We start from the raw sequence: 15,189 nt of genomic DNA on the forward strand, positions 1-15,189 counted from the left end.
CTGCGACTGTTCGTTCTGGGCAGGCCGCAATAGAGTAGGGCTCGAACCACAGAGGGCGGAACGAGAATGCAAGAACTAGCCGGGCGCTTGAAAGCGCTCGATCCCGAAGCCAGTGAAACCCTGCGGGTGATCTCGTACTTCGACGCGCTCACCGCAGGCCACGCGAGCGCTGAAGTTCTCTTGCGCGGTGCCAGCATGCTTGCCGGATGCCCCGCCGGGTTTACCTCGCCAGCTCTCACCCTTCGCGTTGATGAGCGCGGACGTCGCAGCCCAGAAGCGGGCACACCGGCGTTCTGGCCAACACGGGCAGTCACCGGCGGCGGCACCGTATGGATCGAACGCGACGGAAACGCCCACGCGAACGACGACATGATTCTCGAACGAGTTGCGCTCGCCCTCGGCATCCTGTTCGAACGCACCGGGCCTGCTGAGTCCGTTCACAACCCGGTCGAAACACTGCTCGATTCGACCGAGAGCGCCGAGAGCCGACAGGCCGCAGCCCACGCTCTCCATTTGGTGGCCACAACCCGCTATCGCGTGATCACTCAGCCAGCGAGCACCATGAACGCCGCAGCCGGGCCGTCTGCCGTGATCACTACCGTCGCGGGTGCTGTGCGCGCCGAGATCGTACTGAGCACGGATGCCGTGGCCGCTCCGCGCGCCGGCATCGGCATCGCTGCCTCCCCTTCCGATCTCATACGTTCCTGGTTATCGGCACTCACGGCGCTGCGCCTCACTTCCGATCATGAGCCCGTGCTTTATGGCGACGATCTTGGTTCGCTGTTGTTGCTCGCCGAAATCAGTCCCGCCGGAGCTCCGGAAAATTGCGATCTGCAATCGCTCGGCGTCGTTATCCGCGAGACTCCGCGCATCCTGCCGATGCTCGACACTCTCGCTGCGAGTGAAAGTTTGCGGGCCGCCGCCGCGACGCTCGGCTTTCACCACTCGACGGTGCAGTCCCGCGCGGAGGAACTCAGCGCGAAGCTCGGCTTCGATGTGCGAACCTCGCGCGGTCGCACACGCCTCTCTGTCGCTCTTGCCCTTCACCGCTTGGAGACCGCTCGGTTCGACTGAGCTGAGCCCGAACTAAGCCGAACAGAACCGGACCAACGCTTCAGCGGCGCTCGCTACGCGTCGCTGGAGAGCTGACCTCGCACGATGGAGTCGCCGGAGTGAGCCGGGTTTCCGTCGAACTGTTCCTCCGAGATGTCCACGAGGTCATAACTCGAGATATCGAGACCGTCGGGCACCGTGAACTGACCTGACGTGCCTTCGACGATTCCGAGGCTGACGAGAGCCGTGGCATCCGTCGTGATCAACCACACTTCGCGGTAACCGCCGTCGGTCGCGGGAGCATCAAAATTGACGTCAATGACCCGCGTGCCGTCGGGCAGTTGCTCGAGCTTTGCTTCGCCGGCGGAATCTGGCCAGTCGGGAAATGCAGCGAGCGTTGCGCTCGCGAGAATGGTGGGCTGTTCAGCCGGGCGGAACGTTGACCACAGTGCGGTTCCCGCGCTCGCCACCAGGGCGACGGCGGCCGCTGCAGCAACGATGCCGATCCACGGACGGCGACGACGCTCAGCAAGCGAGTGCACTGTGCCACTCTCCGCAGTAATCGTTGCAGCTGACTCGTCCACCGCGACGTCGTCTCGTTCGACGCGTTTCTGGGCCAGCTCATCGCTGGGCACCCTGTCGCCAGCATCGCCAACAGCGGGGGCGGATGTCGCACTAGCGTCTTCTGCTGTCAGCGCCAGTTCGTCGCTGATGCGCTCCCACACGCGCGAGGGCGGCTGAAGCAACTCACCGGCGTCGAAGGTTGAGCGACCAACCATCGCGGCGCGGGACAAAACCTCGATTTCGCGGCGGCACTGGTCGCACTCGCTGACGTGCACACTGTCTTCAGGAAGGGCAACTTGCTCACCGAGGGCGAGCAGCGCCAGGATCTCTGGATCAACGTGTCGCATAAGTCGCCTCCAATCGTGTTCGCATCCGTTGCAGACTGCGCCGGATATGGCTCTTGACCGTTCCGAGAGGTAGTTCGAGACGGTCGGCTATTTGGTTGTGGGTGAGATCGTCGAAAAATGCCAATCTCATGATCGCTTGAGCATCTGGTTCGAGACGAGAGATTTCGTCGGCGATCATGAGCGTGTCCGCTAGGTCGAAGTCTTCCACGACTGCGTCTCCCCGAGATGTTGTGGCGGCCAACTCTTCTTGGAGCCGACGAATTCGAGCCCGCGCCTCATGCGTGTCCGCAATTTTGTTCTTCGTGATTCCGACAAGCCACGCGGAGAGGCTCGAACGTTCGGGCTTGAAACTTGAGCGCCCGGTCCAGGCCGAGACGAAAACCTTTTGAGTCACATCCTCCGCGTCGCCACGGTCGCCGAGCGAGCGAACAGCAAGGGTGAAGACGAGCGACGACCAACGTTTATAGACCTCGGCGAGTGCGGCTTCGTCACCAGCGATGAACGCCTGCGTCATGCGGGCTTCGTCTGCGGCTTCGTTGTCCGTCATTGCTCTCCGGTTGAGGATGTCGTTCATAGCGGGTTAGCGATCGCTACAACGTTGTCAGAATATTGCCGCACATTTTCGTCGAACTGTCCACCACAGGTGAGAAGGACGATGCGTGGCGCTCCGTCTCGATCGAACACTTGGTCGAGTGGGACCTGGGCCTTCTGAATGTTCTGAACCGATTCGAGTTGATAGCGGTGATCGACGCCATCGTCGGTTGTCACAATGATTTCCGCTTGAGCTGGCATCGATGCCAGTCGCGAAAACGGTCCAAGACCTTGAATGAAGTCGTCGACATGGGCCGTGATGACAGTAGACCCTGTGTCGCTGCTCGGAGACGAGCCGTATTGGTACCAACCCGCAACGGTGATGTTTTCGGGGATCTCCATAAAGCCGTCGGGCTGGATACCGACCGGAGCAATCGAGATGTCCACGCCCACGGAGGGAATCTGAATGCGAACCGGGGCAGCAAGCTGCTCTACCGGCGCAAGTTCGCTGGACTGGCGGGGCACATCGATCTCTGCCGTGGGCAGTGGTGCCGGCACCGGGGCGATGGATTCTGCGGGGGCTGCAGCACAGCCAGCAAGGAGAAGCGCCATGACCGCGAGGGCTAGGATTCTCGGGGCCATGACGTTCTCCTTGCTGGGGTATGTGAGTGCTGGTGTTACTGGATCGTGCTGTGGAGGTTGTGCTGGTGACTACTTCGCTGAGCGTGCGGCGGAGAGTCGAGTTGCGGCGAATCCTGCGAGAGCAAGGAGTGCTGCGAGGCCACCGAGACCGGCGACGAGGATGCCGTTGTTGTTGTCAGCGGCGAGTCCTGCGGTTCCGGCGTCTACTCCACCGGGGTTCGAGTGGAGACCGTCGATGGTCTGCACGGCGAGGGTGAGGTTGTCGTCTGCGGCGCTGCCCCAGGCGTACACGATCGTGTTGACACCTTCGGCGATTTCGACGTCGGCCGGGCCAATGACGGGGTCAGTGGTTCCGGTGAGCGCGACAGCGGCGGAGATGGTTCCGACCGCGAGGTCAGCCTTCACTTCGTCGGGGTTGCTGAGGTTGTCGAAGGCGACTGCATCGTTGGCGAGCACGTCGACAGCAGGGGCTGCCGCAGTGTGGCGAACGGTCAAGCGGCCTTCACCCGCAGCAACAGTGCTGAGGTCGTTGGTAAAGAGGCTCGCCGTGGGATCGCCAGACTCGTCGAGGTGAGCAACAGCGGTGTAGCTCGTGTTGGCTTCGAGCGTGAGGTCGATGGGGCCGATAGCGGGCTCCGAGTCGTCGGCAGCATCAGAAGCGGTGATGGCGACCGTGTACGTGTCGGCGGGGAGGTCGAGGGGGCCTGCGAGGTCACCGGGCTCGAAGTCGTCGAGGGTGAGTTCACCGTTGACGTAGACGTCTACGGTGAGTCCCGGCACAGCGTGCAGAACATACAGGTCAGCAGTGGTGTCCGAGATGGCATTGGCGGGGATAGCGACTCCTACGGCGGCAATCGCTCCGGCGGCTACACCGGCAAAAATTTTGTTTCGCACTGTTCTTGTCCTCTCATGGTCGGGCGTAAATCGCCTTACATGGAGTACTTCCGGCTGAACCCCTGTTTTGGATGCAGCAATCTCAAAAAACTTTAGGGTTTCTTTTCTGGGGCGGTCCGCTCGGCGCCCTCCGGAGTTGATTCCGGGCCAGCGGGCGTGGCTGCCGGAGCAGCTTTTCGGCGCCAACCGAGCCACGCCATGATGACCGCTCCCACGATGAGCGCCCAGAACGCGGAGCCGATTCCGATCACGGTGATGCCCGACGCGGCGACGAGAAAGGTCGCTATGGCCGCGATACGGTGCTCGGGAGCATCCAGAGCCGTGCGCACCGATGTGATGAGAGCACCGATTACCGCTAGCCCCGCAATGGCAACAACGACGATCGGAGGCGCTACCGAGACGAGCGCTGTGGCGAAGCCAGCGGCCAGCCCGATCACGACGTAGGTTGCCCCAGCGGACACCGATGCGATCCACCGCCGCTTCGGGTCATCGTGCGCCTCCTCGCTTGCCGTGAGCGCTGCCGTGATGGCAGCCAAATTGAGAGCGTGGCCTCCAAAGAACGCACTCGCCGCTGATGCTGCGCCCGTGACGGTGAGCGCGGGACCCGCGGGCACCGCGTAGCCGTAGGTGCGCATCACCGTGAAGCCAGGCACATTCTGACCCGCCATCGTCACGATAAACAGTGGAATGCCGAGGCTCACGATCAGAATCGGATCAAAAATCGGAACGACGGGAGTGAGCTGCGGCACGACGGCGGCATCCCCCAATAAACTGCCCTCGGTCGTGAGCGCAATCGCGACAATCGCCGCCACGAGCGCGCCGGGCACAGCCCAGCGCGGCGCCACCCTCAACAGGATCAGCCACACCACGACCATCGGTAGCCCCAGCAACGGGTAGTCAACCGAAGCCGTGATCGGAGCAAGACAAATGGGAAACAGGATACCCGCGAGCATCGCACTCGCGATCGGCTGCGGAATGCGAGTGATGAGGCGGCCCAGTGCCGGCACGAGGCCACACACCATGATGAGCACCCCACACACAATGAACGCGCCAACAGCCGCCTGAAACTCGCCATCGCCCTGCGCCGCGACGATCAGCAACGCTGCTCCCGGAGTCGACCACGCCACGGTGATCGGCATCCGGTACCGCCTGGCCAAACCGATCGTGACGAGCCCCATCATCACGGTCAGAATCAGCAGACCGGATGCCGCTTGCGCGTCACTAGCACCGACCGCCTGGAGCCCAGCAACAACGAGGGTGAACGACGACGCGAAACCGGCGATGCCCGCAATGATGCCGGTGGTGAGGAGCTGGAAAATAGTGGTTGTCGCTCTCTGCGCAGGGACGGGGCTAGGCCAGGTGGTGCGCTAGAGCGCGAGAACGATCTTTCCGCGGGAGTGACCCTCGAGGAGCTTCGTGTAGGCCTCAGAAACCTGCTCAAACGGGAAGATTGAATCAATCGGCACCTGCACGGAGCCGTCAGCAACCAGCGCGGCGAGCGCCGCGAGGTCGTCGGGGGTCGCACCGGCGGCACCGATACCCGATGTGCCGTATTCGGAAATGGCGGCGTAGTCGGCGATCGTGTTAATGCGGTGAGCTGGTGCGCCAAGCGCAAGCGCAGCATCCACAGTTTCGCGGCCGTTGTTGTCGAGAGCCGCGGTGATGCCCTCGGGACTAATCTCCAGAATCCGTTCGACCATGCCCTCGCCGTAACGAACCGGATGGATGCCGAGGGAACGCAAGAACTCGTGGTTCGATTCGCTGGCGGAGCCAATGACTTTCGCACCCTTGAGCATGGCAAGCTGAGCGGCAATAACGCCGACACCGCCCGCTGCTGCGCTCACCAAGACGGTATCGGCGGGTGTCAGATCGATTGCTTCGACACTCGCCCACGCGGTGCGCCCGACAATGTCGAGGCCACCGGCCTGTTCCCAACTGAGATCGCTGGGCTTTCGGACGAGCTTGTCGGCGGGAACGACAACGAAATCAGCTTGACCGCTGAAGCCCTTGCCACCGAGAACGTCATCCCCGACGGCCCATCGATCAACTCCAGCGCCAATCTCGTCAACGACACCGGCAAAATCGTTGCCGTTGCCACTCGGAAACTGCACATCTTGAGGAGCAGCCGTTGCTGCACCCCTGAAAACCTTCGAGTCAAAGGGATTGATGCCGGCGAACTTCACCCGCACTCGCACCTCACCTTCGCCCGCATGAGGTTCAGAGACTTCGGAAATCGTGAGCACTTCAGGCCCACCGAGCTGAGAATAAGTAACACGACGCGACATGGTTCGAGCCTAATGGGTGCGTCGCAGTTGCACACCGGGGCAATCGAACTGGGAGAATGAGAGAGTAAGGCACCACTTGACAACTCTGGATAAGGACCCTCATGAGCTCGTCTGACAGCACGACACCGCCAACCACTTCGGTGAATGATCTTCTTCCCGGCTTGCTGCGCGTGCACCGTGGTCAACTCATGGCGGTCGCCGTCATCGGACTCGTCTTGGGAGTGATCGGCCTGCTGTTCCCCGGCGCCACGTTGCTCACCATCGCGGTGCTCTTCGGTATCTACCTCATTGCCTCCGGCATGTACCGCGTCACCGCAGCCTTCGTTGCCAACAACCTCGACTCCCCAATGCGCTGGACGACCGGCCTCCTGGGACTCCTCGTCGTCATTGCCGGCATCCTGTGCCTTGCCAACCCCTTCCAGTCACTCATCGCACTCGCGCTCGTCATCGGAATCGGTTGGATTCTCGAAGGGATCGTTGACCTCGTCGGCGGCGTTCGCGGCACCATCCACCCCCGCTGGTTTGGCTGGGTTAGTGGAATCGTCTCGATGGCCGCTGGCGTTGCCATGTTCGTGCTTCCCGCTGCGGGCGTTTTCTCGCTCGTCGCGATCGGCGCGATCCTCATGATCGCCGTGAGCCTCACCACCCTGCTGACGCTGCCGCGCAAGCCCAAGACCGACGCAGAAAGCGCCACAGCCACCACCGTCTAGGGAGCACTCTCGACCGACCGAATGGGGTCGGGCTAACCGCACGGTTCGCCCGACCCCATTCCGTTTAAACGGTGCAGCTCATTACTGGCGAAACTCGCACGGGGTCCAGCCGCTACGCAGTGCAGCTCATTCGTCGGACCGCACTGCCTCTGTAGGAAACAACAAAGGCCGCCATCGCATTGCGATGACGGCCTTTGGCAAGTGTGACGAATCGACTAGCGACGCAGTCCCAGCTTCTCGATCAGCGTACGGTAACGCGTGATGTCAACGTTCTGCAGGTAACCCAGCAGACGGCGACGCTGACCAACAAGAAGAAGCAGTCCACGACGTGAGTGGTGGTCGTGCTTGTGCATCTTGAGGTGCTCCGTGAGGTCGAGGATGCGACGAGTCATCATCGCGATCTGGACCTCGGGGGATCCCGTGTCACCTGGGTGGGTTGCGTATTCTTCGATGATCGCCTTCTTGATACTTGCTTCAAGTGCCATTAGGTAATCCCCTCTCTAGTCGTTGCGCGGTGCTCATAGCTGAATGCGCGAGCTCTCTTTATCCGCGGCCGTTAGACGGCAACCTTGAAAGCTTAGCAGAATGGATGCTCCGGCAGAACTATCCCGAGAAGAGCGCAAAGACAGCGGGAATCGCGAACGCCAGCATTGTGACGGTAGCCGCGAGGGCAACCGCTGCCCCGAAGACGATCCACAGCCGCGAGCGCCGGCGGGCGGCATCCACTTCTGTTCGCAATCGTTCGAATCGTGCCGTGAGTCGAACGCTCGCACCCGTGACGGCAGGGCGAACCTGCCAGCCCGCGAGGCGGCCAGCCACCGGCACGAGAGCCGCGACTTGAGCACGCGAATACACCGCTTCATGGCGGATCAACCAGCCGGCCAGCTCGCCGAGAGCAAGCACGGGTACCGGTGCTTTCGACCGGCCACGGATGAGATCGGATGCGCCGGTGAGCGCCACGATCGGCCGCACAGCGACATCGGCCGCGCCCCGTTGCACAAACTCTTCCGACAATTGCACCGCACGAGTTGTTGCATCGCGCACGTAGGCGGCACGGTGACCATTCACCAAAATCATGCGTCCCGCAGTGACAATTCTGTCCCCCGGATGCCGTCGGCTGCACACGATAAAGGCACCGGCCGGGCCTAACACCAGGTGGTCGGCGCCCACGCTCTGATCGTGATCGTCATCGGAGTGCGCGACCATCCAATCGGATCCCAGCGCGGCAAGCGCCACTGCCGACTCCAGCTCGCCGACTCCGTGCTGGTACAGATCCTTCGCTTCCGGAGACAACGGGCTCGTTCCGCGAAGGGCCCGAAACCAGGTGCGTGGTTCATGATCAGCTTGCGCTCGGAGACATGCAGCCATCGCAGCGCCAAAGCCGCGATCGAGCGTTGGGGTCGCCGGAGCCTGGTCTTCGTGTGCTGACTCGCTCACCGGATCCCCCAACATCGTTCTGTCAGAGAATATCTGGCGTCTCGCTTTCGCCCAACTCGACACGTCACGCGCCGACGCAGTTTAGGCTGAGTCCATGAACGTGGCGCCCTTGCTCGATCTACTCCTCGTAGTAGTTCTGCTGGGGTATGTCATCTATGGCCTTGTCATCGGACTCACTCGCGGCATCTTTGTGATCGCAGGCGTTGGTGTCGGCATCTTTTTTGCCACGATGCTCGCCCCGGCAGCATCCCAGCTCGTCGCTCTCCCCCAGCTGCGGGCGATAGTTGCGATCTCTGTTGCCATCGGGCTTGTTGCCCTCGGCCACGCTGTGGGAGTTGCTGCGGGCAAAGCAATCCACGTAGAAATCCAGACCAGCGCCTTGCGTGGAGCCAACCGCGCGGTTGGTGGCCTGGTGATCGGTGTCGTTGCAGCCCTCGTCATCTCGACAGTGAGCTTCAGCGCTGCCCAACTTGGCCTGCCGGTTCTCTCGCGCACCATTGCCTCCTCTGCGGTCATCCGAACGATTCAAGACATCACCCCCGATGTCGTCGAAGCGAGCATCGCCCGCTGGCGAACCGTGCTCACCGAACAAGCTCTGCCCCTGCTCGGCTCCCCTCTCGGCGACCCCAATGCTCTGATCCCGACGATCGACTCCGACAGTCCAGCACTGGCGGCCGCTGCACAATCGGTCGTACGGATTACCGGAAACGCATACGCCTGCGGTCAGGGTCAAACCGGCAGCGGGTTTGTCATCGCCCCTGAGCGTGTGATGACAAACGCGCACGTGATCTCGGGCACTACAGACCCCGTCGTGGAGGCGCTGAACGGTCAAGTGTTGCCTAGCACCATCGTGTACTTCGACTCCGTCAACGACCTCGCTGTTCTCGCCGTTCCCGGATTGAGCCTCGATCCATTGCGCCTCGGCGTCACCGCTCGCCCCGGAACGAGCACGGCGATCCAGGGCTACCCCTACGGCGGTCCGTTCAGCACCCATGCCGCTCTCGTGCAGCACATCAGCACGTTTGAAAGTCCCGATATCTATGGGGATGGAGCTGCGCCGCGGGAGGTTTACACCCTCGCCGGTCAGGTAAATCCTGGCAATTCAGGCGGCCCGCTTCTCACTCTCGATGGAGAGTTCGTCGGCACCATTTTCGGCAGCAGCACCGAACAAAATAACGTCGGTTACGCTCTCACGCTGGATGCCGTTCAACCGGTAGTAGACAACGCTGCAGACCTGACGAGCACCGTTTCTAGCGGGGCGTGCATCGCGCGTTAGCCGGTGCCCTCACGCCGCAGGAACTCGGCGACGGGTCAGAGAGCAACTCTCCGCCCACTCGTTACCGATTCATAGCTCTGCGAGGAGCACGGGCCGCTAGCGACCGAAAATTAGGTACTCCGGTGCATCCGGTGTTCCCGGGCACGTATCAATTGTCGATTCGCCGGCCGCGCTAAACCCAAACCATGACCAGTCGTCGCCGAGTTTTTTGCCGATCGAGCGCGGAATAAGGAAGCGAACAGTGGAGCCATCAACTTCGGCATCATCAGTGTCGAGGCTGTCGCTGTCGTCGCGGTAGAGCTCATAGGCCGAGACCTCGTCGATTTCGCCATCATCCAACTCCACTAAGAATTGGTAGGCACGCTCACCGTCAGCAGTCTCCGCATAGATTCCGAGCTGGGATGAATTCTGATCGACCGGTGCTGTGAGAGAAAACTCGATCGCGACTTCCTCCCGGTCCGATTGCGCCACCAGTACCGACTCGATATCGAGCGACGCAACCTCGCGCGTGAAATCGACACACTCGTTGCCACTCGATTCACTGGCAGGCGCAACCACGGTCGACTCAGGCTCCGGAGCGCGTGGTGCGAGCGATGGTGCGGACGAGGACGACGCGGCAACCGGAATCGCCGGCTCCTCGTTGGTCGATGCCGCCGCCAAGGTAACGACGACGGTCATGACAACAGCAAAGACCACCAACAGAGCGACCCCGACGACCACAGGGACGACGGCGACGCGTCGGTTCACAGAAGGCTCGGAGGGCTCGGGAGTCACCCGGATACGCTAGCAGTGTTCCGCGAGCCTCTTCGTGCCGCAACAAAGCCAACCGCGATCAAAAGCTGACCGCCGGTGTAGAGCGTCATGATGAGAGCATCTGACTGCCACCACACCGCTGCTGGCGCAAAAAGTGCCCAGGCAAGCGCGGTGTCAGACGCCAAAAATAACACCGCTCCGGTTGCGATGAGCCGAGTGGTCGCGAACGCTGAGGCAGTGGATGCCGCCAACACGGCCCCGTAGGCCGCGAGTGGCACAAAAAATGACCCAAGGTCAGCCCGCAGCACGACGAGCAATCCCACCCACCACACGAGGAGGACGGCGGTAGCCCACGGAACTCGGCGGGAACGCACGGCCTTCAGGAACAGCACGAGGTACACCGCGTGGGCGGCGAGAAATGCGGCAAGCCCAATGATGAAGCTTGAGCTTGCGGCATCCGCTACAAAAATATCGCCGACCCAGGCCAGAGTGAGTGCACCGATAAAGGCGTAGTCAGGCCACCGAAACCCGCGCGCGGTCGCGAGAATGACCCCCACGCCGAGCGTCGGCATGAGGAGAAATTTGCTCGGGTTGGCCACTGCGTCCCAGCCCGCGAGAAGGCTCACGACGTGCACAATCGCCACCGCGACGTAGATCCCACACCATCGGAAGTTGACCACGCTCATAGCGTAGGGCGAATCACCGTTTGTGTGAATAATTATCGTAATTGGTCCGGCGTTGATGACGCCGGCGAGCACGCTCGCGAGCCGCCGCCACGCTCAACGTCACCACGACGCCGATCGTGGCCCCCAGCGAATTCGACACGATGTCGCGCACGTCAGATACCCGAGAAGGAATGAACTGCTGCACCCATTCGATTCCCGCCGTAAGAATGACGGCCAGACCGAGAGCGAGCCACCAGCGACGCTTACCCACCAACAGCACGAAGAACAACCCGAGCGGCACAAACAGCGCGATATTCGCGACGAACTCAAGATCGTTGAACGTCAGCCACTGCGTCGCCGGGAAACGATCAAGGAAGACAGCAAACTGCCACAGCGGACCATCGCGTTGGTCAGGGGCCTGCGGGCTCAACGTCAACCACGCCACTACGGCGAGATAACTGAACGTGGCAGCGCTCAGATAAGGGTGACGCCGAAACATCCACCAATCGTGCCCTATGAACGCTCAGAAAGTGCTCGACGCGCTAGGAACTCATGACAAGACGGGCCAATACCGACACGAGAACCCACACCGACAAGAAGGTGACGATGAGGGCCACAACGATCCACAAGAAACTTCGGAGGCTTGCAGCGCGAACATCATGATGGATGCGCACGAAAGCGCGCGTCAGATTCCGCGACTTCTGCGCCGCCTGTTGGGGATGCGGCCAGGTTGTTCCCGCTTCAGCCGCGGTCGAGATTGTGGCAACTTCATCCCCGGTGAACACTTCGGGCGCGCTGGCGAGCCATTGCTCTAGCTGCGTGGAGGTGAGGACATGGACGTCAGCGGGGGCGGCCAGTAGTGAAACTTTTACCGGCTCGACCATGACGAGCACAGGAATAACCTCGACCTCGTGACCGAGCGCTGCCGTCAACGCCCTAGCGACCGCACGAGCAGCGGTGCGCGACGCAACGATAGCGGTGCTGACCGCTCGGGCAACGACGAGTTCGTCACCGTTGACCGCGACATCGTCACCCTGACAGTTCACGACGGTCACCGCGAAGATGCCGGCACGGCCAACAGCAAAGTGATCGAGAGAAGTTTCTCCAAGCGGAACCCCATGGAGCACGTCCCAACTGTGCCCGAGCCGATCAAGGATTGAGCCGACGAGGAGCTCGCCGACCGCACCGCGATACTGTGCGCGGCTTTCTTTGGTCAACGGAGAGACACCACACAAGCGCGCCACAAAACCTCGCGGCGCACGGCGCGATTGTGCCTCAACGACGGCAGCCATGGCTGACTGTCCGGCGATCCGGCCGCGAAGATCGATATTCTGCGGCACGCAGACCTCCAGCTCTCACATGCGTCTGAATGCATGCAGAAATACGTTGGGCCGGAGGCTCCCCCGCCTCCGGCCCGACTCGTGGCGAAGAATCGCTCCCGAGTGAAGGTTCCTCCCCCGAGGAATAACTTCTAGGTACATACTGCCGAACCTGTGAATCCGCCGAAACCCCCACTATTGGGCATACCCGAGTGGGGGTCAACTACTCAGACCACCCCTTATGACGGTTGCGGAATACCTTCAGGAAGGCCCTCAGCAGCCACGATGGCGAGCCGCTGAGTAGGTCGCGTCATGGCGACATACAGCGCAGCGGCACCCCGGGAAATCTCCTCCACGATCCGCTGTGGCTCCACCACAATGACCGAGTCGAACTCGAGTCCCTTCGACTCTTGTGGCGTCAGCACTGCGATGGGCCGATTGAGCCCCGCGGCACCCTCCCCAACCTCTCCTGCGAACGACTGCTGCAGGGCATCCACGATGGTTGCAGTCAAAGAATCGCTGACGATCACCGCAATGGTGCCGTCGTGGGAAATAGCACGGTCGGCTGTCACTACGGCGGAGACACTGGCAGCCAGCTGTTCGGGGGTCGAGACAGTGACCGCAACGGGCCACTCACTGTGACGAACCGCGCGCGATGGAGTGATCGAGACGTTGTGGGCCACCGCCACTGCCTCGGCAACCGCAACAATCTGCGACGGCGTGCGGTAGTTGACCGTGAGTTCCTCAAGACGCCAGTGGTCACCGATGTCGGCCGAGAGCGCCGCACCCCAGCTGGAGGTAGCGGCAGCAGCACTCGCCTGAGCGACGTCTCCGACAATCGTGAAGGACTTCAACGGATTGCGACGGGCCAGCAGTTTCCACTGCATGGGCGACAGCTCTTGAGCTTCATCAACGACGATGTGGCCGTATGTCCACGACCGGTCAGCGGATGCCAGCTCCGCCGTCGTTGACCGTTCGACACTCGCCTCGAAACCCTCAGCCAGCGTTTCCGCATCGATCATGCCGTCGACACCCATGTTGCGAATGGCCGCCGTAGCGTTCTCAACATCGCGTTTACGCTGCTGTTTGCGTTCGTGTTCGGCTGCGGTCTGGGCAACATCGACTTCACCGAGCAACTCGGCAGCTTCGTCGAGCAGGGCAACATCACTGATTGTGAACGGAACGTCCCGCTCGCGACGCAACAGTTCGCGCTGCTCTGGCGTCCAGTGCGGCGTAAGGCTCTGCAACCAACCAGGTCGGGCATAGAGGTCGTCGACGAGTTTTTGGGGCGTCAGCGGCATCCACGCCGTGTTGAGCGCCACCTTCACGTCGTGGGCGGTGCGAATGTCTTCCCGCAACCACTTCTGGTCAGCGTCATCAATCGTGTTGCCGTGGGCGCGCAACTGATTTGCGAGCAGACGGCTGATCCCCGCGATCGCTGCCTTGTTGAAAATCACCCGCGCAAGGTTGTGTGGTTTGTGAGAGTCCCACGCTTTTTGCATGGCGGAGCGCAGGAGTTCGGCAGGGACATCCAGGATCTCGCCATTGATTTCCAGGCGCTGCGTCTCAGTCGGAACGACACGGCGCGAACGAACAGCACGCTTGATGAGAGCCGCCATTTCGAGCGAGCCCTTGAGCTGCGCCACCGCAGCGACATCATCGTGGCGCGCATCTTCGCCAGGGAACAGTTGCCCGAGGCTCGCCAACACAACGCCCGTTTCGCCGAGAGACGGCAGCACAGCTTCGATGTAACGCAAGAATGCGCGGGACGGTCCCACAATGAGCACACCGGATGCGGAGAGCCGTTCTCGATGCGAGTACAGCAAGAATGCAGCGCGATGCAGCGCGACCGCAGTTTTTCCGGTGCCGGGCCCACCCTGCACGACGAGCGCGCCGCGAAGTTCGGAGCGGATGATCGCATCCTGCTCAGCCTGAATCGTCGCGACAATGTCGCCCATGCGACCGGTGCGCTCCGCGGTGAGACTCGCCATGAGGGCGGCTTCGCCCTGAAGCGATGCTGCATCGGTCTCGAGGAGTTCAGCGTCAAAAATCTCATCGTCAATGCGCACGATGTCTCGGCCCTTGCTCTGCAGGTGCCGGCGGGCGCGGGCTCCTAGTGGCGTCGCGGCTGTGGCCTGATAAAACGCTCGGGCCTGAGGAACGCGCCAGTCGAGCAACAGCGAGCGCTGATCTTCGTCACGCAATCCGATGCGACCGATGTACCGCACCGGGCGTTCAACGGCGCTCTCGCTCTCGGCGTCAGTTTCAGTGCCGGCCTCGGTGTCAGTCTCGACTTCAAGTTCAAGGCGCCCGAAGGCGAGCCGCTCATCGATTTCGCGCAACTGACCGATCCGGTCTTCGTAGATGCGGGCGAATGCGTCGCGCTCTGAGCGGTTTTGGTGGGTGCCACCTGGCGCACTCCGGCGCACTGATTCGAGCTGCTCTTGAGCCGCATCTCTCAGGGCGTCGAGCCGCCGGTAGAGGCCGTGGACATAGTCCCGCTCGCGTTCAAGCTCACTCGATGACATCAGCTGTCCTCTCCAAATTGCGACCTCCAATCGTACGCGCTTTTTGACTATGATTTCGCCGCTTAACCCTTGCGCTCAGCGAAACTCAGTGGCAATCTAAAAGCAGTTAAACTCATCGCCCTCCAGGTCGCAGGCAGTGCCGCACCGGCGGGCGATGAGTCTGTTAAAGGACAAAGACTGAGCAG

The 15,189-nt window shown here is 61.8% G+C and carries 16 protein-coding genes; 3 read left to right on the forward strand and 13 right to left on the reverse strand.

The features are described from left to right. Nucleotides 1–66 precede the first annotated feature (66 nt). Nucleotides 67–1,074, forward strand: a complete 1,008-nt coding sequence (locus I6E51_RS13245) for a helix-turn-helix domain-containing protein (RefSeq protein WP_197110618.1) — start codon at nucleotides 67–69, stop codon at nucleotides 1,072–1,074. Nucleotides 1,075–1,127: 53 nt separating this feature from the next. On the opposite strand, the gene I6E51_RS13250 is transcribed toward I6E51_RS13245, so the two are convergent. The 6 genes from I6E51_RS13250 to I6E51_RS13275 form a co-directional block, all read right to left on the reverse strand. Further along, nucleotides 1,128–1,964, reverse strand: coding sequence for an anti-sigma factor (locus I6E51_RS13250; protein WP_197108780.1), 837 nt, complete (start codon nucleotides 1,962–1,964; stop codon nucleotides 1,128–1,130). Continuing rightward, the gene (locus I6E51_RS13255) at nucleotides 1,951–2,511 is read right to left on the reverse strand and encodes an RNA polymerase sigma factor (RefSeq protein WP_197110711.1); all 561 of its coding nucleotides are present in this window, start codon (nucleotides 2,509–2,511) and stop codon (nucleotides 1,951–1,953) included. The genes I6E51_RS13250 and I6E51_RS13255 overlap by 14 nt, the downstream gene beginning before the upstream one ends. Nucleotides 2,512–2,534: 23 nt before the next feature. Then, nucleotides 2,535–3,137 (reverse strand): class F sortase, encoded by a 603-nt coding sequence (locus tag I6E51_RS13260; protein ID WP_197108783.1) that lies wholly within the window; start codon nucleotides 3,135–3,137, stop codon nucleotides 2,535–2,537. A 69-nt stretch (nucleotides 3,138–3,206) separates the two neighbouring features. Beyond that, nucleotides 3,207–4,031 (reverse strand): DUF4397 domain-containing protein, encoded by an 825-nt coding sequence (locus I6E51_RS13265; RefSeq protein WP_197110619.1) that lies wholly within the window; start codon nucleotides 4,029–4,031, stop codon nucleotides 3,207–3,209. 92 nt (nucleotides 4,032–4,123) lie between these two features. Next, nucleotides 4,124–5,350, reverse strand: a complete 1,227-nt coding sequence (locus I6E51_RS13270) for a benzoate/H(+) symporter BenE family transporter (RefSeq protein ID WP_197110712.1) — start codon at nucleotides 5,348–5,350, stop codon at nucleotides 4,124–4,126. A 48-nt stretch (nucleotides 5,351–5,398) separates the two neighbouring features. Continuing rightward, on the reverse strand, nucleotides 5,399–6,316 hold the full coding sequence (locus I6E51_RS13275; RefSeq protein ID WP_197110620.1) for an NADP-dependent oxidoreductase: 918 nt from the start codon (nucleotides 6,314–6,316) through the stop codon (nucleotides 5,399–5,401). Nucleotides 6,317–6,417: 101 nt separating this feature from the next. On the opposite strand from I6E51_RS13275, the gene I6E51_RS13280 reads away from it, so the two are divergent. Continuing rightward, entirely contained in the window at nucleotides 6,418–7,026 is a 609-nt protein-coding gene (locus I6E51_RS13280; RefSeq protein ID WP_197108789.1) for an HdeD family acid-resistance protein, read from the forward strand. A 215-nt stretch (nucleotides 7,027–7,241) separates the two neighbouring features. Here the strand turns inward: I6E51_RS13280 and rpsO are convergent, their stop codons facing one another. Then, entirely contained in the window at nucleotides 7,242–7,511 is a 270-nt protein-coding gene (gene rpsO / locus I6E51_RS13285; RefSeq protein ID WP_009771894.1) for a 30S ribosomal protein S15, read from the reverse strand. 118 nt (nucleotides 7,512–7,629) lie between these two features. After that, nucleotides 7,630–8,463, reverse strand: coding sequence for a hypothetical protein (locus tag I6E51_RS13290; RefSeq protein ID WP_197108791.1), 834 nt, complete (start codon nucleotides 8,461–8,463; stop codon nucleotides 7,630–7,632). Between the two features lie 94 nt (nucleotides 8,464–8,557). Here I6E51_RS13290 and I6E51_RS13295 point away from each other — a divergent pair, with 94 nt between their 5' ends. Then, on the forward strand, nucleotides 8,558–9,739 hold the full coding sequence (locus tag I6E51_RS13295; RefSeq protein WP_197108799.1) for a MarP family serine protease: 1,182 nt from the start codon (nucleotides 8,558–8,560) through the stop codon (nucleotides 9,737–9,739). Between the two features lie 96 nt (nucleotides 9,740–9,835). Here I6E51_RS13295 and I6E51_RS13300 read toward each other — a convergent pair whose 3' ends face one another. From I6E51_RS13300 to I6E51_RS13320, 5 genes are all read right to left on the reverse strand, one after another. Next, nucleotides 9,836–10,513: a hypothetical protein gene (locus I6E51_RS13300; protein WP_197110621.1), complete on the reverse strand. Its 678-nt coding sequence runs from the start codon at nucleotides 10,511–10,513 to the stop codon at nucleotides 9,836–9,838. Then, on the reverse strand, nucleotides 10,510–11,172 hold the full coding sequence (locus tag I6E51_RS13305) for a lysoplasmalogenase family protein (RefSeq protein ID WP_197110622.1): 663 nt from the start codon (nucleotides 11,170–11,172) through the stop codon (nucleotides 10,510–10,512). Before I6E51_RS13305 ends, I6E51_RS13300 begins: the two co-directional genes overlap by 4 nt. Nucleotides 11,173–11,191: 19 nt before the next feature. Further along, on the reverse strand, nucleotides 11,192–11,656 hold the full coding sequence (locus I6E51_RS13310; RefSeq protein WP_197110623.1) for a VanZ family protein: 465 nt from the start codon (nucleotides 11,654–11,656) through the stop codon (nucleotides 11,192–11,194). 43 nt (nucleotides 11,657–11,699) lie between these two features. Further along, nucleotides 11,700–12,497: a nuclease-related domain-containing protein gene (locus tag I6E51_RS13315; RefSeq protein WP_307784004.1), complete on the reverse strand. Its 798-nt coding sequence runs from the start codon at nucleotides 12,495–12,497 to the stop codon at nucleotides 11,700–11,702. A gap of 218 nt (nucleotides 12,498–12,715) precedes the next feature. Continuing rightward, a complete protein-coding gene (locus tag I6E51_RS13320) occupies nucleotides 12,716–15,004 on the reverse strand; it encodes a UvrD-helicase domain-containing protein (protein WP_197108807.1) in 2,289 nt (762 codons plus the stop codon). Nucleotides 15,005–15,189: the final 185 nt, after the last annotated feature.

Source organism: Salinibacterium sp. NSLL17 (assembly GCF_015864935.1).
In the GTDB taxonomy this organism is placed as follows: Bacteria; Actinomycetota; Actinomycetes; order Actinomycetales; family Microbacteriaceae; genus Rhodoglobus.

Bases quoted from the DNA above. Each gene is read 5' to 3' on its own strand.
- I6E51_RS13295 (WP_197108799.1), top strand. From the start codon at position 8,558: ATGAACGTGGCGCCCTTGCTCGATCTACTCCTCGTAGTAGTTCTGCTG.
- I6E51_RS13250 (WP_197108780.1), bottom strand. From the start codon at position 1,964: ATGCGACACGTTGATCCAGAGATCCTGGCGCTGCTCGCCCTCGGTGAG.
- I6E51_RS13275 (WP_197110620.1), bottom strand. From the start codon at position 6,316: ATGTCGCGTCGTGTTACTTATTCTCAGCTCGGTGGGCCTGAAGTGCTC.
- I6E51_RS13320 (WP_197108807.1), bottom strand. From the start codon at position 15,004: ATGTCATCGAGTGAGCTTGAACGCGAGCGGGACTATGTCCACGGCCTC.
- I6E51_RS13255 (WP_197110711.1), bottom strand. From the start codon at position 2,511: ATGACGGACAACGAAGCCGCAGACGAAGCCCGCATGACGCAGGCGTTC.
- rpsO (WP_009771894.1), bottom strand. From the start codon at position 7,511: ATGGCACTTGAAGCAAGTATCAAGAAGGCGATCATCGAAGAATACGCA.
- I6E51_RS13245 (WP_197110618.1), top strand. From the start codon at position 67: ATGCAAGAACTAGCCGGGCGCTTGAAAGCGCTCGATCCCGAAGCCAGT.
- I6E51_RS13280 (WP_197108789.1), top strand. From the start codon at position 6,418: ATGAGCTCGTCTGACAGCACGACACCGCCAACCACTTCGGTGAATGAT.
- I6E51_RS13310 (WP_197110623.1), bottom strand. From the start codon at position 11,656: ATGTTTCGGCGTCACCCTTATCTGAGCGCTGCCACGTTCAGTTATCTC.
- I6E51_RS13260 (WP_197108783.1), bottom strand. From the start codon at position 3,137: ATGGCCCCGAGAATCCTAGCCCTCGCGGTCATGGCGCTTCTCCTTGCT.